23 protein-coding genes are annotated in these 21,676 nt (G+C 65.8%); 13 read left to right on the top strand and 10 right to left on the bottom strand.

What is annotated here, in order from left to right; translation table 11 throughout:
* Nucleotides 1-221 precede the first annotated feature (221 nt).
* A complete protein-coding gene (gene hisC, locus IP68_RS18310; RefSeq protein ID WP_054136462.1) occupies nucleotides 222-1,322 on the top strand; it encodes a histidinol-phosphate transaminase in 1,101 nt (366 codons plus the stop codon).
* Nucleotides 1,319-2,230 (top strand): prephenate/arogenate dehydrogenase family protein, encoded by a 912-nt coding sequence (locus IP68_RS18305; RefSeq protein WP_054136461.1) that lies wholly within the window; start codon nucleotides 1,319-1,321, stop codon nucleotides 2,228-2,230. Before hisC ends, IP68_RS18305 begins: the two co-directional genes overlap by 4 nt.
* Nucleotides 2,231-2,348: 118 nt before the next feature.
* Here the strand turns inward: IP68_RS18305 and IP68_RS18300 are convergent, their stop codons facing one another.
* Together IP68_RS18300 and IP68_RS18295 are read right to left on the bottom strand one after the other, a co-directional pair.
* Nucleotides 2,349-3,788 carry a M24 family metallopeptidase gene (locus tag IP68_RS18300; protein WP_054136460.1) on the bottom strand — a complete coding sequence of 480 codons (1,440 nt, stop codon included), beginning with the start codon at nucleotides 3,786-3,788 and terminating at the stop codon, nucleotides 2,349-2,351.
* A 33-nt stretch (nucleotides 3,789-3,821) separates the two neighbouring features.
* On the bottom strand, nucleotides 3,822-4,535 hold the full coding sequence (locus IP68_RS18295) for an HAD family phosphatase (protein ID WP_156318267.1): 714 nt from the start codon (nucleotides 4,533-4,535) through the stop codon (nucleotides 3,822-3,824).
* A gap of 145 nt (nucleotides 4,536-4,680) precedes the next feature.
* Between IP68_RS18295 and IP68_RS18290 the strand changes: the two genes are divergently transcribed.
* The 10 genes from IP68_RS18290 to IP68_RS18245 all read left to right on the top strand — a co-directional run bounded on the left by IP68_RS18290 (nucleotide 4,681) and on the right by IP68_RS18245 (nucleotide 13,271).
* The gene (locus IP68_RS18290; protein ID WP_054136458.1) at nucleotides 4,681-5,793 is read left to right on the top strand and encodes an ABC transporter permease; all 1,113 of its coding nucleotides are present in this window, start codon (nucleotides 4,681-4,683) and stop codon (nucleotides 5,791-5,793) included.
* Nucleotides 5,790-6,638, top strand: coding sequence for an ABC transporter ATP-binding protein (locus IP68_RS18285; protein WP_054136457.1), 849 nt, complete (start codon nucleotides 5,790-5,792; stop codon nucleotides 6,636-6,638). Before IP68_RS18290 ends, IP68_RS18285 begins: the two co-directional genes overlap by 4 nt.
* A 79-nt stretch (nucleotides 6,639-6,717) precedes the next feature.
* Complete coding sequence (locus IP68_RS18280) at nucleotides 6,718-7,665, top strand: MlaD family protein (protein ID WP_054136456.1); 948 nt, start codon at nucleotides 6,718-6,720, stop codon at nucleotides 7,663-7,665.
* Nucleotides 7,666-7,676: 11 nt separating this feature from the next.
* Complete coding sequence (locus tag IP68_RS18275) at nucleotides 7,677-8,303, top strand: ABC-type transport auxiliary lipoprotein family protein (RefSeq protein WP_231684149.1); 627 nt, start codon at nucleotides 7,677-7,679, stop codon at nucleotides 8,301-8,303.
* 43 nt (nucleotides 8,304-8,346) lie between these two features.
* Entirely contained in the window at nucleotides 8,347-8,769 is a 423-nt protein-coding gene (gene ribH, locus IP68_RS18270) for a 6,7-dimethyl-8-ribityllumazine synthase (protein WP_054136455.1), read from the top strand.
* 129 nt (nucleotides 8,770-8,898) lie between these two features.
* Nucleotides 8,899-9,531: a glutathione S-transferase gene (locus IP68_RS18265; protein ID WP_054136454.1), complete on the top strand. Its 633-nt coding sequence runs from the start codon at nucleotides 8,899-8,901 to the stop codon at nucleotides 9,529-9,531.
* 54 nt (nucleotides 9,532-9,585) lie between these two features.
* On the top strand, nucleotides 9,586-10,512 hold the full coding sequence (locus IP68_RS18260; protein WP_197275859.1) for a hypothetical protein: 927 nt from the start codon (nucleotides 9,586-9,588) through the stop codon (nucleotides 10,510-10,512).
* 59 nt (nucleotides 10,513-10,571) lie between these two features.
* Nucleotides 10,572-11,516, top strand: a complete 945-nt coding sequence (locus IP68_RS18255; protein WP_082382487.1) for a DMT family transporter — start codon at nucleotides 10,572-10,574, stop codon at nucleotides 11,514-11,516.
* Between the two features lie 120 nt (nucleotides 11,517-11,636).
* Nucleotides 11,637-12,872, top strand: coding sequence for a NupC/NupG family nucleoside CNT transporter (locus IP68_RS18250; protein WP_054136451.1), 1,236 nt, complete (start codon nucleotides 11,637-11,639; stop codon nucleotides 12,870-12,872).
* 3 nt (nucleotides 12,873-12,875) lie between these two features.
* Entirely contained in the window at nucleotides 12,876-13,271 is a 396-nt protein-coding gene (locus IP68_RS18245) for a hypothetical protein (protein WP_054136450.1), read from the top strand.
* Nucleotides 13,272-13,294: 23 nt separating this feature from the next.
* On the opposite strand, the gene IP68_RS18240 is transcribed toward IP68_RS18245, so the two are convergent.
* Together IP68_RS18240 and IP68_RS18235 are read right to left on the bottom strand one after the other, a co-directional pair.
* Nucleotides 13,295-13,513: a hypothetical protein gene (locus IP68_RS18240; RefSeq protein WP_054136449.1), complete on the bottom strand. Its 219-nt coding sequence runs from the start codon at nucleotides 13,511-13,513 to the stop codon at nucleotides 13,295-13,297.
* Nucleotides 13,514-13,574: 61 nt separating this feature from the next.
* A complete protein-coding gene (locus IP68_RS18235) occupies nucleotides 13,575-13,901 on the bottom strand; it encodes a DUF962 domain-containing protein (protein WP_054136448.1) in 327 nt (108 codons plus the stop codon).
* Nucleotides 13,902-13,937: 36 nt separating this feature from the next.
* Between IP68_RS18235 and IP68_RS18230 the strand changes: the two genes are divergently transcribed.
* The gene (locus IP68_RS18230) at nucleotides 13,938-14,354 is read left to right on the top strand and encodes a gamma-glutamylcyclotransferase (RefSeq protein ID WP_054136447.1); all 417 of its coding nucleotides are present in this window, start codon (nucleotides 13,938-13,940) and stop codon (nucleotides 14,352-14,354) included.
* Between the two features lie 112 nt (nucleotides 14,355-14,466).
* Here IP68_RS18230 and IP68_RS18225 read toward each other — a convergent pair whose 3' ends face one another.
* The 6 genes from IP68_RS18225 to IP68_RS18200 all read right to left on the bottom strand — a co-directional run bounded on the left by IP68_RS18225 (nucleotide 14,467) and on the right by IP68_RS18200 (nucleotide 21,577).
* On the bottom strand, nucleotides 14,467-15,189 hold the full coding sequence (locus tag IP68_RS18225) for a hypothetical protein (protein ID WP_054136446.1): 723 nt from the start codon (nucleotides 15,187-15,189) through the stop codon (nucleotides 14,467-14,469).
* A 13-nt stretch (nucleotides 15,190-15,202) separates the two neighbouring features.
* On the bottom strand, nucleotides 15,203-16,414 hold the full coding sequence (locus tag IP68_RS18220; RefSeq protein ID WP_054136445.1) for a toxic anion resistance protein: 1,212 nt from the start codon (nucleotides 16,412-16,414) through the stop codon (nucleotides 15,203-15,205).
* 133 nt (nucleotides 16,415-16,547) lie between these two features.
* Complete coding sequence (locus IP68_RS18215) at nucleotides 16,548-18,731, bottom strand: response regulator (protein WP_082382486.1); 2,184 nt, start codon at nucleotides 18,729-18,731, stop codon at nucleotides 16,548-16,550.
* Between the two features lie 162 nt (nucleotides 18,732-18,893).
* Nucleotides 18,894-19,223: a hypothetical protein gene (locus IP68_RS18210; RefSeq protein WP_054136444.1), complete on the bottom strand. Its 330-nt coding sequence runs from the start codon at nucleotides 19,221-19,223 to the stop codon at nucleotides 18,894-18,896.
* A 132-nt stretch (nucleotides 19,224-19,355) separates the two neighbouring features.
* Nucleotides 19,356-19,778, bottom strand: coding sequence for a hypothetical protein (locus tag IP68_RS18205; RefSeq protein ID WP_156318265.1), 423 nt, complete (start codon nucleotides 19,776-19,778; stop codon nucleotides 19,356-19,358).
* 71 nt (nucleotides 19,779-19,849) lie between these two features.
* Nucleotides 19,850-21,577: a fatty acyl-AMP ligase gene (locus IP68_RS18200; protein WP_054136488.1), complete on the bottom strand. Its 1,728-nt coding sequence runs from the start codon at nucleotides 21,575-21,577 to the stop codon at nucleotides 19,850-19,852.
* Nucleotides 21,578-21,676: the final 99 nt, after the last annotated feature.

The raw sequence follows: 21,676 nt of genomic DNA, 5'->3' as shown, positions 1-21,676 counted from the left end.
GCTAATGCGCGTCCGTCCCGCAATTGTCCAAAGTTAACATGGCTTTGGGTTGGACGTAGGGGCGAGCGTTACATGGCTTGTAACGGGGGGGTAATTTGGCAATCTTTTGAAGGAATTGGCCCCCAGTTGCAGCCACAGCGAGGGGGTGTCGGCTCGGGCGAGGTCCTGCAGCCACGCTCGACGCTTCCCATCCCGGGCGACTCACGCTATGCGCGCGGGCCATGACCCGACTTCCCCAGCCCAAAGATTGGATCCAGGCGATCCACGCCTATGTCCCCGGAAAATCGACAGGGGATGATGGTGTGCCTTTGGTCAAGCTGTCCGCTAACGAGAACCCGCTCGGCACCAGCCCGGCGGCGCTGGCAGCGCGCGCGGCAGGCGCGGCGCAGCACCCCTCGCTCTATCCCGATCCCGACAGCACCGCGCTGCGCCAGGCGATCGCTATGCTGCACGGGCTGGACCCCGCGCGGGTGGTGTGCGGCACCGGATCGGACGAATTGCTTAACCTGGCCGCGCAGGCCTATTGCGGGCCGGGGGACGAGGTCGTCTATGTCCGCTACGGATTTTCGGTCTATGACATCGCCGCCCGGCGTTGCGGCGCGACCCCGGTAGTTGCGCCAGACAACTTTTATGCGACCGATGTCGACGCGCTGCTCGCCTGCATCACCGATGCGACCCGCGTGGTGTATCTCGCCAACCCGAACAACCCCACGGGCACGCTGACCGCGCGCGGCGAAATCGCGCGGCTGCACGCGGCGCTGCCGTCGCACGTGCTGCTGGTGCTCGACCAGGCCTATGCCGAATATCTGTCGCCCGAAGAGGATGATCTGGGTCTGGAACTGGCCCGCAACCACGACAACGTGCTGGTGACGCGGACCTTTTCCAAGATCTATGGCCTGGCCGGAGACCGCATCGGCTGGGGCTTCGGGGCGCAGGCGATCATCGACACGCTCAACCGCATCCGTGGCCCGTTCAACGTCACGCTTGGCGGGCAGGCCGCAGCGCTGGCAGCGCTGGGCGATCAGGACTTCGTGGCGCGGTCGCGCGCTCACAACTCCCGCTGGCGGCAGTGGCTGGCGGACGAGATCGCGCAGCTGGGCAATCACGGGCTTACCGTCATCCCCAGCCACGCCAACTTTGTGCTGGTGTTGTTCGAAGGCGCGGTCAGCGCCGAGACCGCGTTCAATGCGCTGATGCAGGCGGGCTATATCGTGCGCTGGCCCAAGGGGCAGGGGCTTGGCCATGCGCTGCGGATCACCATCGGGCAGGAGGCGGACATGCGCGCCATCGCCGCCGTGCTGCGCGATCTGGTCAGCGCATGAGCGCTCCTTTCGCCGCGGTTGCCATCGTCGGTCTGGGGCTGATCGGATCGTCGATCGCGCGCGCGATCCGCCAGAGCCTGCCCGAAACGCGCATCCTGGGCTATGACCGCAACGCCGAAGTCTGCGCGCGCGCCGAGGCGATCGGGCTGTGCGACAGCTATCACAGCGCGTTCGGAGCGGAGCTGGCCGAGGCCGAGATGGTCATCCTGTGCGTGCCGGTCGGCGCGATGGCTGCTGCTGCCGAGGCGATGGCACCTCATCTGTCCGCGCAGGCGATCATCTCCGATGTCGGCTCGTGCAAGGCGAGCGTGCTCACCGCGCTGCGCGGCGCGCTGCCCAACGCGATCATCGTGCCCGCGCACCCGGTGGCGGGGACCGAGAACAGCGGGCCGGAAGCGGGGTTCGCCAGCCTGTTCAAGGGGCGCTGGTGCATCCTGACGCCAGATGCCGACGCGGACGAAGGCGCGTGTGCGCGCGTCGCGGGTTTCTGGCAGGCGCTGGGGGCGAATGTCGAGACGATGGACGCCGCGCACCATGACCTCGTGCTCGCGGTGACCAGCCATCTGCCGCACCTTATCGCCTACACCATCGTCGGCACCGCCAGCGATCTGGAGGGCGTGACGCAGAGCGAGGTGATCAAATATTCGGCAGGCGGCTTTCGCGACTTCACCCGCATCGCCGCCAGCGATCCGGTAATGTGGCGCGACGTGTTCCTGTCGAACAAGGACGCGGTGCTCGAAATGCTCCAGCGCTTCTCCGAGGACCTCTCGGCGCTGCAACGCGCGATCCGCTGGGACAAGGGCGACGAGCTCGAAGAACTCTTCACCCGCACCCGCACCATCCGTCGCTCGATCATCGAGCAGGGCCAGGATGATGCAAAGCCCGACTTCGGACGCGAGCATCAATAGCGGATATCAGACCCGATCGATCTAAATCCGCTCAGCCTAAGCTTGTCGAAGGCCCCGCTATTCGGCCGGCGTGGGCGCGGGTCCTTCGAGAGGCTCAGGATGAGCGTATGTGGGCAGGTTACTCCTGCACCCCATCCACCACCGGCTCGGTAGGCAGGGCTTCGGGCGCGGGTGCTGGCACCTCCACAGGCCGGTCCGCAGCGCCCTTGATCAGGTGGAACCTGTCCTGCCGTCCATCCAGATAGCGCACCTGCTCGCCGTCGAAGACCATGTCCTCCTCGGTGCGGAATGAGACCGCCTGATCGCCCCATTCGGGAACGTTGTTGGTGACCGCCAGTTCGATCGACCAGGCGGTATTCCCGCGGACCAGATAGTCGCCTGCGGGGGTGGCCTCCTGATTGTCCCAGAAGCCGATCGCCGGACCCGCGCCATGGCCATGAAAGCCGATCGGGTGCGAATAGATGCTGGGCTGATAGCCCGAAGCGATCGCGCGCGCGCGGGTTGCTGCGAGCAGGTCGTTGCCGGTCAGGCCGACGCGGAACTCGGCGGTCAGGATGTCCTGCACCGCGTTGGCGGCGGCGAGCCCCGCCTTGAGACCTTCAGGCGCATCGCTTTCGCCGGGCTTGAGCACATAGGCCAGGTGCTGGGTGTCGGTGTTGAGCCCCAGATAGGTGATCCCGAAATCGGTCCACAGCATGTCGCCGGGCTCGATCACCGCATCGCCCGTCAGTTCGCCCGACTGGCCTGCGCGGAAGATGGCAAGCGAAGGGTGGAACCAGACCTTGAGCCCCAGCGCGCTGACCTTGTCGCGCATCCACCACTGCACGTCCTCGGCAGTGGTGGTGCCCGGCGTGATCACCGCATCGGACAATGCCTTGGCGATGATGCCATGCGCGGTGCGGACGATCGAGGGATAGACTTCCAGCTCGGCCGGGATGCGGCTTTCCAGCCAGCCGATCGCGAGCGGCCCGGCGGGCACGATGCGGCTGCGCAGCGCTTCGGGCAGCGCGGCGATCAGCTCTTCGTGCTGGCTGTGGGTAAGGCCATCGGCAAGCGCGGTCTGGTCCGAGATGTTGAGCGCGATCTTGTGTGGGTTGCGCTCGGCGATCACCTCGGCGAGGCGCTTCCACTGGTCGGGCTGCGTTTCGGGCGTCCATACGGGCGTGAACATGCCGGCAAGGCCATAGCGGCTCACCGTCAGCCGCTCGACCGGCTTGCCTTCGCCCGGATCGAAGAACACCAAGATGGTGCGCCGCCGCGCGTGCATCGAGCGCGCATCGAGCATGGTCGCAACCACCGGGTCCTCGACATATTCGCGCGCGATCAGAACCCACATGTCGACGCCCTGTTCGCGCATCAGCGCCGGCACCACGCTCTCCAGCCGCTGCGCCAGCCAGCTGTCGCGCACCTTGGCCTGCTCACGCAGCGGCAGGATATCGGGATAAACGGGCGCCTCGGCCTCTGCCGTGTTGCCGGCCTGCTGCGCCAGCACGCCTGCAGGCGCACAGACAAGCAGCGCGGCGGCGATCGAGGACAGGATATGGGCGGTGGTGTTCATGTGGCTCCCCTGCGGCGCGGTTCGGGGGCCACGCTAGCCCGGCAGGGTGGGCAGCGCCACCGCAAGATGGCCGTTGCCCGCAGGCCAGTCGAGCTCGGGCCAGCCTTTGGCCCGCGCCACCAGCCGCATCGGGACATGCGCGTTGGTGACAAACGCCTCGTCCGCCATTTCCAGCATCGGCAGGTCCGAGACATGGTCGGAATAGCAGCGGATGTGGCAGGCGGCACGGTCGAGCCCGTGCTCGGCCATCCACGCCGCGATCATCTCGGCCTTGTGCGTGCCGTAGCAATTGTGCCCGGATATGCGCGGCTGCACCCGCCCGCGCGAGGCGGTGAGATCGGTCGCGATGACATCATCGATCCCCAGCCGCCGGGCGATCGCATCGACATAAAGCCGGTAGGATGCGGTGGCGATGACGATGCGATAGCCCGCCTCGCGGTCCGCTGCGATCTGCTCGATCGCGCCGGGGCGGATGTTCTTGGCGAACACGAATTCGGCGTGCCCCGCCATCGGCGCGGCCAGCCGCGACAGGCGAAGCGAGCCCAGCAGCAGCCGCTGGTTGATCTGCTTGAGGGAATCGCGGCTGACGATGCGCAGCAGATAGCCAAGCCCCGCCAGCGCGGAGAACGGCAACAGCAGCAGCCGCTTGGGGTCATGCCGCAACGCCATCCACAACAGGAAGCGCGCATATGTCGGATGGACGGTAATCGTCCGGTCCATGTCGTAAAAGGCTAGCCGTTCCCCCACGCTGCTAGGCCATAAAGCCAAATCGGCGGGAAACAAGCGCGCCGTTGTAACACCGTGTAAGCTTGTCTGATCGGGCAAGACTGCGACGGGCCGTGCGCCAAGATGCTTGTGATTGCGCGCTTTATCGCACAAAGATGCCACCGATATGGGTGTCCCGGCCGATTTTTCCGTTGAACAGCGTAGCGACACCGGCGCGGTGCTGCGCTTTACCGGCGATCTGGATATCGCCACCATCGGTCCGCTCGACAAAAGGCTCAAGTCGCTGGACCAGTCTCCGGCGCTGATTGACATGGCCGATGTCGGGCATATCGACACCGTCGGAGCGTGGATCGTGCATCGGCTGGCGCGCGATCACAACTGTGAAATCGTCAATCTGAGCGAATCGGGCGGCAGGCTGGTCGAGGCGGTCGGCAAGTCCGACGTCGGCGAAGTCGACGCTCCGCCTCGCCCCGATATCGTCACCCGCGCGGTCGGCGGCATCGGCGAAGGCGTGATGCTTGCGCTGACGTCGATGGTCGGGATGCTGAGCTTTTTCGGCGCGATCGTGCGCGCGCTGCTGTCGCTTGCGGTTCATCCGCGCCGCATCCGCTGGGCCGCGATCATCCGCCATTTCGAGCTGGTCGGCGCATCGGCGCTGGGCATTGTCGGCCTGATGAGCTTCCTCATCGGCATCGTCATCGCGCAGCAGGGAGCGGTGCAGCTGCGCCAGTTCGGGGCCGAAGTGTTCACCGTCAACCTTGTCGGGCGGCTGACGATCCGCGAACTGGGCGTGCTGATGACCGCGATCATGGTCGCGGGCCGTTCGGGCAGCGCCTTTGCCGCGCAGATCGGCACGATGAAGCTGACCGAAGAGGTCGACGCGATGCGGACGATCGGCGTGTCGCCGGTCGAGGCTCTGGTGCTGCCGCGCGTCGCCGCTGCGGTGCTGATGATGCCGCTGCTCGGTTTCTATTCGATGATCGTCGCGATGGTCGGCGGCGCTTTCCTGTGCTGGATCGTGCTAGAAATCCCGGTGGCGACCTTCATCGTGCGCATCCAGGAAGTCGTGCCGATCACCGATTTCTATGTCGGCATGGTCAAGGCGCCGGTGTTCGGGCTGATCATCGCGCTGGCCGGCTGCTATCAGGGCATGCAGGTGCGCGGCAACGCCGAGGAGGTCGGCGCACGCACGACGGCAGCGGTCGTCCAGGCGATCTTCATGGTCATCGTGCTCGATGCGTTCTTTGCGGTGTTCTTCACCGAGATCGGCTGGGGATGAGCGCTGCCCGACAGAAAGAATGCGATGTCGCCATCCGCATCACCGGGCTGACCAACAGCTTTGGCGATGACGTGGTGCATGACGATCTGTCGCTCGATGTGCGCCATGGCGAGATTCTGGGCGTGGTCGGCGGATCGGGCACCGGCAAATCGGTGCTGATGCGCTCGATCATCGGCCTGCAGACCCCCGATTCGGGGCGGATCGAGGTTCTGGGCGAATCCATGCTCGACGAGGCGGAAGAGGATGTCTCGATCCGCAGCCGCTGGGGCGTGCTGTTCCAGGGCGGGGCCTTGTTCTCCACCCTCACGGTGGCCGAAAACGTGATGGTGCCGCTGGCGGAATTCTATCCCAAGATCGATTCCAAGCTGCGCCGCGAGATCGCGATGTACAAGATCGCGCTCAGCGGCCTTCCCGAAGAGGCGGCCGACAAATACCCGTCCGAGCTTTCGGGCGGGATGAAGAAGCGCGCCGGCCTTGCCCGCGCGCTGTCGCTCGATCCCGACCTGTTGTTTCTCGACGAGCCGACCGCCGGCCTCGACCCGATCGGTGCGGCACGGTTCGACGAGCTGACGCTGGAACTGCAGCGCACGCTGGGCCTTACCGTGTTCCTGATCACGCACGATCTCGATACGCTGCACGAGATCTGCGACCGGGTCGCGGTGCTCGCCGACCGCAAGGTGATCGCCATTGGCACGATCCCCGAGCTGCTTGCGACCGACCACCCGTGGATCCAGGAATATTTCAACGGCCCGCGCGGCCGCGCCGCTGCCGTGAGCCACGCAGACGAGGAGCGGCGCCAAAACCGGCATCCCGCCCAGAGCAAGAGCCGGGGGTTCAAGCGATGACGCCGGAACACGCCTTGGGGAACGACCGCGCCGCTTTGTCGGTAGACAGCATCAAAAGATCAGGGGCATAACCAACGCCATGGAAACACGCGCCAATCATGTCTGGGTGGGGACCGTCACCCTGGTGCTGCTCGCAGGCATCGCGGCCTTCGTTATCTGGCTCGCAGGGCTGGGGGATACCGACCGCAACAAATACGATATCTTCTTCAAGACATCGGTGGACGGCATCGCCAAGGGCTCGGTCGTCGCCTATTCGGGCGTGCCATCGGGCCAGGTGACCGAGATCGCGCTGTGGGCCAAGGACCCGCAGTTCGTGCGCGTGCGCATCGAGGTGAACTCTGAAGTGCCGATCCTCGAGGGCACCACCGCGACCATTCAGGGCGTTGGCTTTACCGGCGTGTCGCAAATCCAGCTCGATGGCGCCAAGCAGGGCGCGCCTGCGCTCACCGAACCTGGCCCTGAAGGTGTGCCGGTGATCCCGACCAAGCCGGGCGCGCTGGGCGAACTGCTCAACAACGCGCCGCTGCTGCTCGAGCGGCTGGCGACGCTGACCGAACGGTTCACCCAGGTGCTGTCGGACGAAAACCAGAAATCGATTTCGGTGCTGCTGAAGAATTCGGGCCGCCTGACCGGCGAACTGTCCGACACCGCGCCGCAGATGCGCGCTGCGCTCGCAGAGCTGCGCGTGACGCTCGCCAAGGCAGGCGTTGCCGCCGAGCAGCTTGGCCTCACTGCGCAATCGACCAAGGATGTGCTCGATTCCGAAGGCCGCCCGCTCGCCAAGCAGCTCGCCAAGACGCTGGCAGAGACCGACCGCACGCTCGCCAAGCTGACCGAGACGATGGAAGAGGCACGGCCGGGCCTGCGCCAGTTCTCCACCACCACGCTGCCCGAAACCGAGGCGCTGGTGCGCGATCTGCGCGTCACCGCTCGGGCGCTGTCGGCGATCACCGAGAAGATCGATCAGGAAGGCGCAACCGGCCTGCTCGGCGGGCCGCCGCTTCCCGACTACAAGCCCAAGAACTGAGAAGGCGAGCCATGACCGCGATGCCGACAACCGGAGCCAGCCTTGTGAACCAGATGTTCCGCCCCGTTCTCGCCGCCGGGGCGACCGTTCTGCTGCTGGCTGGCTGTGTCAGCTTTGGCGACAAGGCTCCGCCGCAGCTGCTTACCCTGACCTCGGACGCAGCGCCGACCGCAGGATCGATGGCATCGGCTTCGGTGACCGAGGCGATCATCGTCGACGTACCGACGGTCGAGCGCACGCTCGATCAGGTACGCGTGCCGGTCCAGGTCAGCGACAGCGCGATCGCCTATGTCCAGGATGCGGTGTGGGCCGACAAGCCCGCGCGGCTGTTCCGTGGCGTGCTTGCCGAGACGCTTGCCGCCAAGAGCGGACGGCTGGTGCTCGATCAGGTCGAAACCGGCTCCGAACGCGGCATGATGCTTTCGGGCCAGCTGCAGCGCTTCGGCTATGACGAGGGCGCGCGTGCCGTCGTGGTGCGCTATGATGCGGTGATCCGCAAGCCCGGCACCCCGCTGCGCAAGCAGCGCTTCGAGGCGAGCGTTCCGGTCGCCACGGTCGATGCGGTCAGCGTCGGCGCAGCGCTCAACCAGGCAGCCAACACCGTCGCGGTGCAGGTTGCGGCCTGGGTCGCGGGCTGACCTTCCTTTTTGCTTTTTGTGATTTGTACGGGATACTGAAACCATGGCGCATTTCCTCATCGTCGAGGCCCGCTTCTACGACCATCTCAACGACCTGCTGATCGAGGGTGCCAAGGCCGCGATCAAGAAGGCCGGGCACAGCTGCGAGGTGCTCACGGTGCCCGGCGCGCTCGAAATACCCGCCGCTATCGCGATGGCATCGGATACCCAGCGCTTCGATGGCTATGTCGCGATCGGCGTGATCATCCGCGGCGAGACCTATCACTTCGAGGTCGTCTCGAACGAAAGCGCGCGCGCGATCATGGCGCTGACGCTCGACGGCATGCCGATCGGCAACGGCATCCTCACGGTCGAGAACGAAGCGCAGGCGCTGACCCGCGCCAAGATGAGCGAGAAGGACAAGGGCGGCGATGCTGCACGCGCCGCGATCGCCATGCTCGAAATCTCCGAGCGTCTGGCGGGCTGAGCCTGCCAGCCAATGCCCGTCATTCCCGCCAAAGCGGGAATCCCGCTTTTGCCCCTGGGGCTCAGGAGAGCGGGACCCCCGCGTGCGCGGGGGTGACGATGGAATGGGTGATGGTATAGACCCTTGCCGATGACCCCTCTCCCTATCCTCTACAGCTTCCGTCGCTGCCCCTATGCCATGCGCGCGCGGATGGCGCTGCTGGCGAGCGGGCAGGAGGTCGAGCTGCGCGAGATCATCCTGCGCGCCAAGCCCCAGGCGATGCTCGATGCCTCGCCCAAGGGCACGGTGCCGGTGCTCGTGCTGGCCAACGGGCAGGTGATCGCCGAAAGCCTGGAAATCATGCGCTGGGCGCTGGCGGCGCGCGATCCCGAAGACTGGCTGGCAGGCGATGACGCCGCGCTGATCGCGGCCAATGACGGTCCGTTCAAGCACCATCTCGACCGCTACAAATACCCCTCGCGCTATCCTGGCGACAGCGTCGACCACCGCGCCGGGGGTCTTGAACATCTGGAAGCGCTGGAGGCGCGGCTGGCCGATCAGCCCCATCTGTGCGGGGACCAGCGCGCGCTGGCCGATATCGCGCTGTTCCCGTTCGTGCGCCAGTTCGCCGCCACAGATGCCGACTGGTTCGCCGCCCAAGACCTGCCCCGGGTGCAGCGCTGGCTTGAAAGCCTGGTGCAGTCCGATCTGTTTGCCGCCGCGATGATCCGCCCGGTACCGTGGCAGCCGGGCGATGCGCCGATATTGTTTGCGTCGCATTAACCTCATGGAGGCTATAGGCTGGGCGATGGTTTCCCTTTCGATCGGCTGGTGCCCATGTTGATGGATCTTCTGCCCTTCCGCGTTCGCAGCCGGCTGGACAACTGGCGGCACGACGCTGCCTGCCGCCCGGTGCTGGGTACCGCGCCGATCATCCCTGCCGATGATGGCCTGGTGCTGTTCTCGATGATGGGGACCGCGGTGCTGTTGCCCTATCTGGTCGCGGTCAAGTCGCTGTGGCACCATGTCCGGCGCGGGCGGGTGGTGATCCTGTCCGACGGCACGCTGACCGCAGCCGACCGAGCCGTGCTTGCGCAGCATTGCGGCAACCCCGAGATCATCGATATCGCCAATGTCGATACCAGCGGCTTCCCGACCGGCGGCGCGTGGGAGCGGTTCCTGTCGATCCTCGACCGGCGCGGCGATGACTATGTGATCCAGCTGGACAGCGACACCGTGACCCTGGGTCGCCCCGATGCGGTGATCGACGCGATCACCGCCAACCGCAGCTTCACGCTGCTCGGCGGCCCGGAATGGGAGATCGGCGCGCAGACCTGCGCCGCGTTCGTGCCCCCGACCGATCTGAGCGCATCGGCAGACGCGCATATCCAGTCGCGCATGGAGCGCGCGCTCGCCCGCATCGGCGATGCGCAGACGCTGCGCTATATCCGCGGCTGTGCCGGGTTCGCCGGCTTTTCGAAGGGCGGCGACGGGCGCGCGCTTGCCCGCCGATTTGCCGGCGAGATGACCGGCCTGCTCGGCGCCGAAGCGATGCGCGAATGGGGCAGCGAACAGGTGACCTCGAGCTTCGTCGTCGCCAACGATCCCGATCCGGTGCTGCTGCCCTATCGCCATTACGGCAATTACTGGGCCGAACCCTGGGACGCAGACTGCCGGTTCATGCACTTCGTCGGCGCGCACCGCCATGACGGCAGCGCCTATCGCGACGCGACCGCTGCTGCGCTGGCGATCATGGATCGCTGACCGGCGGGCGAAGCTCGGGGCTGGACAGCGCCTGCGTCGGCGTCGATAGCAGCGCTGCCATGGCATCAGGACCTGCATCTTCCCGCGCGGTGAACGCAGCGCCTCTGGTCGCGATCGCCGCCTGTTTGGGCGGCATGCTGCTGTTTGGCGCGATGGATGCCGCGATGAAGACGGTCACGATCGACATGGGCGTCGTCGCCGCGCTGTTCTGGCGCTGCATGATCGGCGTGGTGCTCGCCCTTGCGCTGTTCCTCGCCCAGCGCAGCCCTGCCATCCCGCGCGGAGCGGTGCTGCGGCTGCATCTGCTGCGCGGAACGGTGGTTGCGGCCATGGCGGTGCTGTTCTTCTGGGGACTGGCGCGCACGCCGATGGCAGAGGCGGTCGCGATCAGCTTCATCGCCCCGATCATCGCGCTGTTCCTTGCAGCAGTGGTGCTCAAGGAGCGCATCGGCTCGGGTGCCATCATGGCGTCGGTACTGGGGTTTGCCGGGGTGGCGGTCATCGCAAGCGGAAGGCTCGGGCTGCTGGGCGGCGCAGCACAAGCCGCAGGCCAGGACACCGGCGTTGCCCAATGGTCGGGGATCGCGGCGATCACCGGGTCTGCCGTGCTCTATGCCTGGAACCTCATCCTCCAGCGCCAGCAGGCGCAGCTTACCAGCCCGCAGGAGATCGTGCTCGCGCAGAACCTGATCATCGGCTTCTGGATGGCGCTGGCGATGCCCTTTGTCGGGACGCTGCCGGGCGAACAGCTGCTCTCCGCGCCGGTCGGCTGGGGATTGCTCGCGCTGTCCGCGGTGCTCTCCATCCTGTCGCTGCTGCTGCTGTCCTGGGCCTATGCGCGGGCCGAGGCGCAGGCGCTGCTGCCGCTCGAATACTCCATGTTCATCTGGGGCGCGCTGTTCGGCTGGCTGGTGTTCGACGAGACCATCGGCTGGACAACGCTGGCAGGCGCAGGCCTGATCGTCACCGGCTGCTGGCTGGTCGCGCGCCAGCCCAGGCCCTGACCGGCAGCGATCGGCTCGGCGCGGCGGGCGCAGTTCGCGCTTCCCCCATCGCGGCATTCTGGCTAGGCAGGATCGGGGACCAACCAGACATTTCCTTTATCGGGGGCACGGGCGCAAAGCATGACACGGATTTTGCTGGGACTGGCAGGCATTGCGCTGATCCTGTCGATCGCGCTGCTGCTGTCCAACAACCGGCGCGCGATCAGGCTGCGCGTCGTCGGCGCCGCGTTTGCGCTGCAGGCCAGCATCGCGGTACTGGTGCTGTACGTGCCCGCGGGCAAGACCGCGATCCAGGCGATGGCGCGCGGCGTCTCCAACCTGCTGGGCTATGCGCAGGCGGGCACCAATTTCATCTTCGGCCCGCTCGCCAGCCCCGAAGTCGGCGGCAACAGCTTTGCCATCGCCGCGCTGCCGGTGATCATCTTCTTCTCGGCTTTGGTGTCGATCCTCTATTATCTGGGCATCATGCAGCGGGTGATCCAGTGGGTGGGCGGCGCGATCCAGAAGCTGATCGGCATCTCCAAGGTTGAAAGCCTGTGTGCGGCGGCCAACATCTTCGTCGGCCAGAGCGAATCGCCATTGGTGATCCGCCCCTATCTCGCCGCGCTGAAGCCCTCGCAGCTGTTCACGGTGATGAGCGTGGGCATGGCGGGCGTCGCGGGCACCATTCTGGCGGCCTATGCCGCGATGGGCATCCGCATCGATTTCCTGCTCGCCGCCGCGTTCATGTCCGCGCCCGGCGGTATTCTGATGGCCAAGATCATCATGCCCGACGATCCGGCGGATGCGAGCCCCGAAGCGGTGATGCCGCTCGATGTCGAATATGAGGACGAACGCCCCGCCAATGTCATCATGGCCGCCGCGATGGGCGCGCAGACGGGGGTCAAGCTTGCGGTCGCGGTCGGCGCGATGGTGCTGGCGTTCGTCGCTTTGGTGGCGATGGCCAACGGCCTGCTCGCAGGGGTCGGCGGCTGGATCGGCTTTGCCGACCTGTCGTTCCAGAAGTTGGTCGGCTATGTCTTCGCGCCGATCATGTACCTGATCGGCGTGCCGTGGGACGAGGCGCTGCGCGCAGGCGGGCTGTTCGGCACCAAGATCGTGCTCAACGAGTTCGTCGCATTTATCGATCTGGGCGGACCCGATTCCGGGCTTTCGGCGCGGACCATCGCGATCGTGACCTTCGCCTTGTGCGGCTTTGCCAATTTCTCGTCGATCGCCATCCAGATGGCGGTGACCGGGGGCCTCGCCCCCAGCCAGCGACCGATGATCGCCAAGCTCGGGCTCAAGGCGCTTGCCTCCGGCAGCCTCGCCAACCTGATGAGCGCCGCGCTGGCGGGTCTGCTGATCACGGTGTGACCGATGCTGGGCCCCGCCATCAGAGCAGGGCTGAGATACGGGGCTGAGGCTTTCGCGCTGGGCTTTGCGCTCGCGCTTGTCCGGATCCCGCTGCTGGTTCCGGCTATAGGCGAATTCGCTGCGGTGCTGTGCGAGATTCCGGTGATGCTGGCCGCGATGCTGCTACGCGCCAGGGCGATCATCCGGCGCAGTAGCATCGACACCGCACGTCAGCGCATCGCCATGGGGCTGACCGGATTTGCCTTGTTGATGGTGTGCGAATGGGGGCTGGCGCTGGTGCTGGGCCAGGGATCGCAAGGCTGGCTGGCGAGCCTCGCGACGCTGCCCGGCGCCATCGGTCTGGCGGGGCAGCTGATATTCGCGATGCTGCCCCTGATGGTCAGAAACCCCGGGGGCTGAGCATCATCAGGGGCGGGGTGGCGTCAGGGCTGGATCGAGGACGGCGGGTCCGACGCATCCATCGAATCGTCGAGCGCATCATCCAGATCTTTCTCGCTGATATCGTCCTTGTCGACATCGGGCTTGGCGTCATGCTCGTCGGTATTCAGGCTGCTGTGCTTGGCGCCGGCGCGCTGCGCGGTTTCCTCGGTGCAATCGACGGGATCGTTGGCGGCGGGCTTGGGGTCTTGATGATCGGTCATAAGGCTCTCCTTGGTGATGAGCCTACGCCGGTGATGGCACGCGGGTTCCGTGGTGCAGCGTTCAGCTCACCCCGGCGCGCCGGAGCTCGGGCCCCAGCCGACCGGTCAGCCACAGCCCCCACATCCGGAAATCCGCCGCCAGCGACCAGAGCGGATAGGTGAAGGTGGCCGGCCGGTTGCGCTCTATCCGCCAGTGGCTGACCCAGGCAAAGAAATAGCCCGCCAGCGGCATAGCAGCGAACAGCAGCCAGTTGCCTGTGAGCAGCGCCGCCAGCCCCAGCAGCACCACCAGCGAGGTTCCCGCATAATGCCAGGCGCGGGTCAGCGGGCGGCTGTGTTCGGACAGGTAATAGGGCCAGAATTCGGCGAAGCTGGTGTAGCGCTGCATATCGATGTTCTCCCGCAGCCATGATAGGCACAGATCATGCCTGCGATCCAGCCCGACCTGCTGCCCGACCTGATCTTCGTCTATGGCACGCTGCGCCGTGGCAGTGCGCACGCCAATGCGGCGCGGCTGGCGCGCGAGAGCGATTGGCTGGGTCTGGCGACGTTGAGCGGCATGCTCTATCGCGTCAGCTGGCACCCGGCGCTGGTGCTGGAGGGCAGCGACCCGGTCACCGGCGACCTGCTGCGGCTGCATGATCCCGCCGCCAGCCTGCCCTGGCTCGACGCTTTCGAAAGCTGCAGCCCCGACGATCCGCCACCGCACGACTATCGCCGCGAGATTGCGATGGTCATGACGGCAGCCGGACCTGCAACCGCACTGGTCTATGTCTGGAACCTGTCCGTGGACGGGCTCGAGCGGATAGCGACCGGTGATTGGCTGGGCGCGGCTGGCTGAGAGGGGCGATTGCCGGCATTCTCACGGGCCCGGGTCGGTGACGCCAATGCTGCGCTCGTCATTCCCGCAAACGCGGGGGTGACGAACGGTAGAGTACTGGCAAGGACGATCGCTACTGGCTGTCCGCCAAACCGTCGTACTTCAGCTCGAGGAAGCGGCCGCGGATGGCGAGCTTGTCGGCGTCGCCCTCGGCAATCGTTCGGGTGGCGCTGGCGATCTCGCGTTCGATGACCCCCAGACCATGCAGCAGCTGTTCGTCGGGAGTGCGCTCGCCGCGCTTTTCCTTGCGCATGTTCGCGGGGATCTTGCGATAGCCGGTGATCAGTTCGGGCAGGTGCTCGCCCACCAGCTTGCGGATTTCGCGGGCAGGCTCGCTGTTTTCCTCGAGCGTCTGCAACTGCGGCGCGAGCATGTCGAGCTGGACGCCGATATTGTCGATCAGGTTGACCGCAGGCGCGGGCAGCGCCGGGCGCTGGCTTTCGAGCCAGATCTCGGTCTTGCCCGCCAGCACCTTGAGCGGTTCCTTGGCAAGCTTCTCGGGCGTCGGGACCTTGAGCTTCATGCCGCTGCCCAGCACCACGGTGGCAACAACTGCGGCGAGCACGGTCAGCAGCACGCCATAGAAGCCGATGCCGTCGATGATCGCGCCGACCACGCCTGCGGCGACCAGGATCACGCCGATGGAAATCGCGATTGCGGCGATTTTCTTCCACAGATGCTCGCGCTTGAGCGCGCGCGATTTGCTGCCGATCGACGGTCCCATCTGCGCCCGGCGCTTGACCGCTGCGGCGTCGGCGAGAATCTGGTCGGACTGGCTGGTCAGGGATTTGCTCATGCGGACCGCTGCCTCATGCCTCCAGCGAGCTCAGCAGCGACGGGCCCGACGACGCGCCGCCCGAACCTGCCTGGCTGGCACCCTCGGCGCGGGCGATATAGCCCTTGGACTTCTCGACTTCCTTGCTCAGCGTGTCGACCGTGGTCTTCATGCTGTCGAGCGCCTTGACCTTGAAGGTGTCGATGTTGTCCATCGTGTCGTAGATGTTCTGGAACGCACGCTGCAGCGTCTCGACGGGAATCGTCGCCGATGCCGCCTGTTCGTGGATCTTGGCGGTCTGCTCTTTCAGCATCGTTCCGGTGGAATCGATGATGTTGGCGGTGGTGGTGTTGAGCGCGGTGATCTGGTCGAGCACCAGCTTCTGGCCCACCAAAGCCTGCGCCACCGTGACGGCCGTGCGCAGCGCCGCGACGGTGGTGGTGCTGGCACGGTCCACGCCCTTGACCAATTCGACGTTGTTCTTCTTGACCAGATCGAGCGCGAGATAGCCCTGCACCGTCACCGCCATCTGCGTCAGCAGGTCCTGCGTGCGCTGGCGGACATAGAACAAGGCGGTTTCGCGGATCGCCTTGGCCTTGGCCGGATCGGTCATGTCGAGCTCGGCGGCCTTTTCCTCCAGCCGGGCATCCAGCGTCTTGGAAACGTGGATCATCTGCTCGAGCTTGCCCATTGCCGCCCAAAGATTCTGCCGCTCGACGTCGATTGCGGCATTGTCCATCAGCAGCTCGTCCTTGCCGCTCTGCAAGCTGCCCAGGATCGACTGGATGTGCCCCTGCGAGCTTTTGTAGCTGTCGAAGTAATCGCGCATCTTGTTGCCGAACGGGATGATGCCGAAGATCTTCTTGCGGGTGAACAGATCGCCCTTCTTGCCCGGGTCGAGATCCTCGACCGTGCGGCGCAATTGCGCGAGGTTGGCGCCGACCGAATTGTCGGAGTCCATCGCCTTGACCGGGCGATCGAGAAAGCGGTTGGACTGCCCTGCGGCATCGCCAATTTCCTTGCGGCCCATATTGGTGATCTGGTCGACACGCTTGCCGAATTCGGGGGAGTTGACGTCCTGCGCCACCAGATCGCTGATGAAACCCTCGACCTTCTCGTCGAGCTTCGATTTCACGTCATCGGACACCGGCACCAGGCCGGTGGCTTCCGCAGCCGTCACCACGGGCACCGGTTCGGGTGCCTCCAGGGTCAGTTTCTTGTCCGCAATCGCAGTTTGCGTTGCCATGCCGTGTGCGCTCCCGTTTCCGCTTTTCGCCCAAAATGAGGCGAGTTGCCCTTTCAGGCAAGCGATAAGTGTTACTGTGTTAATATATCAATACAGTAAGCCAGCGCAAGCGGAATACCGCAGCTGTTGCGCATCACGGCGTGAGCATCTGCCGCACCTTGATCGCGAGCGTGTCAATCTGGAACGGCTTGGTCAGCATGTCCATGCCATGGTCGAGGAAGCCGCTGCGCACCGCTGCGCCCTGGGCATAGCCGGTGACGAACAATACCTTGAGTCCCGGCCGGGTCTGGCGGGCAATTTCGGCAAGCTGGCGCCCGTTCAATCCGGGCAGCCCGACATCGGAGATCATCAGGTCGATCTGGCGGCTGGTCTGCAGGATGGCGAACGCTTCCTCGGCGTGCTCCGCCTCGCAGGCGGTATAGCCCAGCTCGTCGAGCACGTTGACGATGACCATGCGCACGGCGGCGTCGTCCTCGACCACCAGCACGGTCTCGCCCGCACCCACAGGCATCGAGGTGACCCGCGGCTCTGCGACGACGACCGGCGCGTCGCTGCACGGCACGAACAGCTTGACGCTCGTGCCCACGCCCAGCTCGCTGTAGATGCGCACATGGCCGCCCGATTGCTTGAGGAAGCCGTAGATCATCGACAGCCCCAGCCCGGTACCCTGGCCGATCGGCTTGGTGGTGAAGAACGGCTCGAATACCTTGGTGATGGTCTGCGCGCTCATCCCCTGGCCGTCGTCGGAGACGCTGAGCACGACATAGTCGCCCGGCTGCAGGTCCTCGCCGGTCTGGGCAAAGCCGGGATCCAGCTGCATCGTGGTCGTCTCGATGGTCAGGTGCCCGCCATCGGGCATCGCATCGCGCGCGTTGATGCACAGGTTGAGCAGCGCATTTTCGAGCTGGTTGGCATCGGTGCTGGCAGGCGGCAGCCCCGGGACGAGCGCCACCGCGAGGCTCACCTGCTCCCCCAGCGTCCGCCGCAGAAAGTCTTCCATCCCGCGCACCAGCTGGTTGACGTCGGTGGGGCGGATATCGAGCGATTGCCGCCGCCCGAAGGCCAGCAGCCGCGCGGTCAGCGCTGCGGCGCGCTGCGCCGAAGTCTCCGCCGCCTCGAGATAGCGATGGACCTGATCCATCCGTCCCGATTCGAGGAAGCGGCGGATCAGGTCGATGCTGCCGATCACCCCGGTCAGCATATTGTTGAAATCGTGCGCCAGCCCGCCGGTCAGCTGGCCAATCGCCTCCATCTTCTGCGCCTGCCTAAGTGCCTCTGCGGTCGCCTCGCGCTCCGTCAACGCCTGAGTGATGCGCTGCTCGAGCGTCTCGTTCAGCTGGTGCAGTTCCTGCTCGGAACGGCGTCGGTCCGTGATATCCGTGAACAGCGCAGCGACGTGATGATCGGCAGGATCGCCGATGCGGAACGCGTGGACATCGAACCACCTGTTGTCCAGCGCGCTGGCGATGTGCTGCACCCGCCTGGACTGCCCGGTCAGGTCGACCTCTCCGTACAGATCCAGCCAGTACTGTTCGACACCGGGCAACGCATCGCGAACCCACCGGTCTTCGACGTCGCTCAGGCCGGTATGGGTGGAAAATGCCCGGTTGACCTCGACAAAGCGATAATCGGCGGCGCGACCATCATCGTCATAGCGCATCTGGAGCACGGAGATGCCGGCATCGACGGCATTGAACAGGTGCCGATAATGCTCCTCGCTGGCGGTGCGCGCGGTTTCGGCGGCAATCCGGCTGGCGATTTCCGCTTCCAGAACGGCCGAGCGCTCGTCGCGCTGGACGATCGCACGGCGCAAATCCAGCTGCGTCATCACCTGCCGCGCCAGCACCTCAAGCGTCAGCCTCTGCCGCGCGGTGATGCCCTCGGGTCTCGGCTTGCTGTCGAGCACGCACACCGTACCCAGCGGCAGGCCTTCCTCGGTCCTGAGGAGCGCGCCGGCATAAAAGCGCAGGCCGCCTTCGGCCTGAACCAGCGGATTGCTGTCGAAGCGCGAATCGAGCAGCGTGTCGGGGACGATGAACATGTCGTCCTGCAGAAGCGCATGCGCGCAGATCGAGACATCCAGCGGCAGTTCGCGCGCGCCGATACCGATCTCCGCCTTGAACCATTGCCGGTCCGACGCGATCAGGTTGACCACTGAAATGGGGGCGTCGAACACATCGCTGGCCAGCCGGACTATGTCCTCGAACTCGGGCTCGCGCGGCGTGTCGAGAATGCCGTATCGCAACAGCGCAGCCAGCCGGTCGGACTCGGTCCAACCGGGGGGCGGGCTGCGGTCGGGCGGCGCAATCGATGTCACGGATTGACAGCTAACATGTTTCCTCCGGTTTGATCACCAATTTTGCGCCACATCCAACAGCTGGTGGCGCAACCGGTTCCACAAGCGCTCCAGGTGCCTTGGCGCAGGCGTCACAGGGGCTGCGGGGTGCGCACCTCAAAGGGCGCGCACCCCGCATATCCGTCAGGCGCCCATGTCCCACAATGCGGAACACGCCACCGCAAGCAGCACGAAGATCACCAGCAGCACGGCGATCTCCTTGGGAGCATGCGACAGCGCCTTTGCCTGCTCCTGTTCGAACGCCGCGATCTTGTAGCGGATGGTCTCGTCGCCCTTGAGCAGGCCGATCTCGAGCAGTGGGCCCGATTTCAGATAGTCCGTCAGCTCGCGCCGCTCCTCGCTGGTGATATCGGGGTAGCGTCTGAACAGCGCCTTGACCCGCTGCTTGCGGGCGGTGTCGTCCTGCTCGTCGGGGGTGCCGGGCAGAGCGGGCACGGATTGTTGATCGATCATGTCGTGTCTTTCGGGATGAAAATGTCGTGAAAATGCGAAAGGCGCGCGCCACCCCGCGCGGGACGCGCAGGCGCCAGAACCCCGGACCAGTGTCGCGGGGGTTCGTCGTTCAGAAGCGGGAAGCGCCTGAGGTCAGCTGAGCGCAGGAGGCGCGCGCGGGCCGGATCCTGCACGGACAAAGGCAGGCATCGCCGCCTGCGGCCGGTCGAACGCGGGGTCTGCCGGTGCGAAATGCAGTCGAGGCAGCGGGCCGAACGGTGTCGGCGGCAGCGTTGCCAGCCCATTGCCGCCGGTCAGCGCCGACCGCTGGCGGGCCTCTTGCGAAGCGCTGGCAAAGGCCTGCTCGTTTTCATCGCGGTTGAGCGCAACCTGGGTCGTGGCCGGGTTGAACGCCGAGCCCACCATCTGGCTTGCGGGCAGCGCGCCGGGCAGCAAGGCGCTGGCAAGCGCGACGAACAGCGCAACGATAAGCCCGCTCGCCCAGGCGCGGTGCCGCGCGAGCGGAGAATCCGGCTCAGGCGCGACGCGGCGCATCGGAGACTGGGGCTCGGGCATGGCCAGACCTATAGGCCCGTGGGCACCGGCGGTAAACCCGTGCAGCCCGGGCCGGGCTGTGGGACCGGCGGTCAGGCCGCCAGTTCGTAGGGCTGGATTTCGCCCGAGAGGTAGAGGTTGCGCGCCTTGGCGCGGCTCAATTTGCCCGAGGAGGTGCGCGGCAACGTGCGCGGCGGCACCAGCTCGATCACGCAGTTCATGCCGGTGATCGAGCGCACCTTTTCGCGGATCTCGTCGCGCAGGCGGCGGCGTTCGCCTTCGTCGGTGGTGCGGCACTGCACCAGCACCGCGGGCGCCTCTTCGCCTGCGGGCGTGGTGATCGAGAACGCGGCAATGTCGCCGGACTTGAAGCCGGGCAGCTGCTCCACCGCCCATTCGATGTCCTGCGGCCAGTGGTTCTTGCCGTTGATGATGATCATGTCCTTGGCGCGGCCGACGATATACAGATAGCCATCGACCATGTAGCCCATGTCGCCGGTGTCGAGCCAGCCGTCGATCAGGCACGCTTCGGTCGCCTCGGGATCGCGAAAATAGCTGTGCATGATCGAGGGGCCTGCGGTCCAAACCTTGCCGATCTCGCGATCTGCCAGCACCACGCCATCGGGATTGCGGATCTCGATCGACATGCCGCGGCAGGCCTTGCCGCAATTGACGATCGAGCGGTAGCGCTTGGGCTTGCTCGCATCGACCGGCGCGCCCGACAGGCGCTGTTCCTCGACCAGATCGACGACGATGCCTTCGCCCGGCGGCATCAAAGTGACCGCAAGCGTCGCTTCGGCGAGGCCATAGCTGGGCAGGAAGGCGCTGGCCTTGAAGCCTGCGGGCGCGAACGCGTTGACGAAGCTCTGCATCACATCGGGGCGGATCATGTCCGCGCCGTTGCCCGCCAGCCGCCAGCGCGACAGGTCGAAGCGTTCCTCGACCCGCGACTGGCTACCGATGCGACGCGCGCAGATGTCATAGCCGAAGGTCGGGGAGTAGCTGCACGAGGTGCCGGGGTTGCGGCTGATCAGATCGAGCCAGGCGAGGGGACGCCGCGCGAAATCCTCGGTCTTGAGGTAATCGGTCGAGACCTGGTTGGCGACCATCGAGAGCATGCAGCCGACCAGCCCCATGTCGTGATACCAGGGCAACCACGAGATGCAGCGGTCGCTCTGCGCGATGTGCATGCCGTGCGCGTGCGCCGCCAGATTGCTCAGCAGCGCGGCATGGGTGACCGCAACGCCGTGCGGGAAGCGGGTCGATCCGCTGGAATATTGCAGATAGCAGATATCGTTCGAGCTTGCCTGCGGCAGCGCGACATCCGTGACGGCGTCAGTGGTAAAGCCTTCCCAGTCGATCCCCGCAACGCCGCAGCGCTGGGCCGCCTCGCCGCCCATCTCGGCAAGTTCGGCCGGATAGAACAGGAACTTGGGGTCGCTGGAGCGCAATTGCACGCCCAGCTGCTCGACATAGCTTTCCTTGCCGCCGAAGCTGGTCGGCAAAGGCAGCGGCACCGGCCAGGCACCGGCATAGACCGCGCCGAAGAACAAGGCGGCAAACTCCGCGCTGGTTTCGGCGACGATGGCGATGCGATCGCCCGGCACCACGCCGCGCGCGATCAGCCGCCGCGCATGCGCCAACGCATCGCTGCGCAGCTCGCTGAACGGGTAGGGCCGCACCAGGGTGCCGCGCGGATCGTGGAAGTTGAAGCCGCGTGTCCCGCCCGCCGCATAATCGAGCGCTTCGCCCAGTGTCGCGAAATCGGCAAAGCGTCGCGCCAGAGTATCGGCGGTCGGTGTCGGCTGCAATTCAGTCATGCGTTTTAACCCGTTGCTTTCCTGTGCGCGGTGCCTGTTGTCCTGCATCTCACGCATGATGGGCAGATCGTGTGCGGTCTGCCCCGTGTTCAATGGCTC

Source organism: Blastomonas sp. AAP25 (assembly GCF_001295965.1).
Taxonomy (GTDB): Bacteria; Pseudomonadota; Alphaproteobacteria; order Sphingomonadales; family Sphingomonadaceae; genus Blastomonas; species Blastomonas fulva.
This window is presented reverse-complemented; position numbering and strand designations above follow the sequence as displayed.

Excerpts from the sequence above, each read along its gene's own strand:
- IP68_RS18235 (WP_054136448.1), bottom strand. The coding sequence starts at position 13,901 with ATGCAGCGCTACACCAGCTTCGCCGAATTCTGGCCCTATTACCTGTCC.
- IP68_RS18230 (WP_054136447.1), top strand. The coding sequence starts at position 13,938 with ATGCCTGCGATCCAGCCCGACCTGCTGCCCGACCTGATCTTCGTCTAT.
- IP68_RS18275 (WP_231684149.1), top strand. The coding sequence starts at position 7,677 with ATGACCGCGATGCCGACAACCGGAGCCAGCCTTGTGAACCAGATGTTC.
- IP68_RS18205 (WP_156318265.1), bottom strand. The coding sequence starts at position 19,778 with ATGCCCGAGCCCCAGTCTCCGATGCGCCGCGTCGCGCCTGAGCCGGAT.
- IP68_RS18305 (WP_054136461.1), top strand. The coding sequence starts at position 1,319 with ATGAGCGCTCCTTTCGCCGCGGTTGCCATCGTCGGTCTGGGGCTGATC.
- IP68_RS18290 (WP_054136458.1), top strand. The coding sequence starts at position 4,681 with ATGGGTGTCCCGGCCGATTTTTCCGTTGAACAGCGTAGCGACACCGGC.
- IP68_RS18280 (WP_054136456.1), top strand. The coding sequence starts at position 6,718 with ATGGAAACACGCGCCAATCATGTCTGGGTGGGGACCGTCACCCTGGTG.
- IP68_RS18210 (WP_054136444.1), bottom strand. The coding sequence starts at position 19,223 with ATGATCGATCAACAATCCGTGCCCGCTCTGCCCGGCACCCCCGACGAG.
- IP68_RS18285 (WP_054136457.1), top strand. The coding sequence starts at position 5,790 with ATGAGCGCTGCCCGACAGAAAGAATGCGATGTCGCCATCCGCATCACC.
- IP68_RS18220 (WP_054136445.1), bottom strand. The coding sequence starts at position 16,414 with ATGGCAACGCAAACTGCGATTGCGGACAAGAAACTGACCCTGGAGGCA.
- hisC (WP_054136462.1), top strand. The coding sequence starts at position 222 with ATGACCCGACTTCCCCAGCCCAAAGATTGGATCCAGGCGATCCACGCC.
- IP68_RS18250 (WP_054136451.1), top strand. The coding sequence starts at position 11,637 with ATGACACGGATTTTGCTGGGACTGGCAGGCATTGCGCTGATCCTGTCG.
- IP68_RS18255 (WP_082382487.1), top strand. The coding sequence starts at position 10,572 with ATGGCATCAGGACCTGCATCTTCCCGCGCGGTGAACGCAGCGCCTCTG.
- IP68_RS18265 (WP_054136454.1), top strand. The coding sequence starts at position 8,899 with ATGACCCCTCTCCCTATCCTCTACAGCTTCCGTCGCTGCCCCTATGCC.
- IP68_RS18240 (WP_054136449.1), bottom strand. The coding sequence starts at position 13,513 with ATGACCGATCATCAAGACCCCAAGCCCGCCGCCAACGATCCCGTCGAT.
- IP68_RS18200 (WP_054136488.1), bottom strand. The coding sequence starts at position 21,577 with ATGACTGAATTGCAGCCGACACCGACCGCCGATACTCTGGCGCGACGC.
- IP68_RS18225 (WP_054136446.1), bottom strand. The coding sequence starts at position 15,189 with ATGAGCAAATCCCTGACCAGCCAGTCCGACCAGATTCTCGCCGACGCC.
- IP68_RS18300 (WP_054136460.1), bottom strand. The coding sequence starts at position 3,788 with ATGAACACCACCGCCCATATCCTGTCCTCGATCGCCGCCGCGCTGCTT.
- IP68_RS18245 (WP_054136450.1), top strand. The coding sequence starts at position 12,876 with ATGCTGGGCCCCGCCATCAGAGCAGGGCTGAGATACGGGGCTGAGGCT.
- ribH (WP_054136455.1), top strand. The coding sequence starts at position 8,347 with ATGGCGCATTTCCTCATCGTCGAGGCCCGCTTCTACGACCATCTCAAC.
- IP68_RS18260 (WP_197275859.1), top strand. The coding sequence starts at position 9,586 with ATGTTGATGGATCTTCTGCCCTTCCGCGTTCGCAGCCGGCTGGACAAC.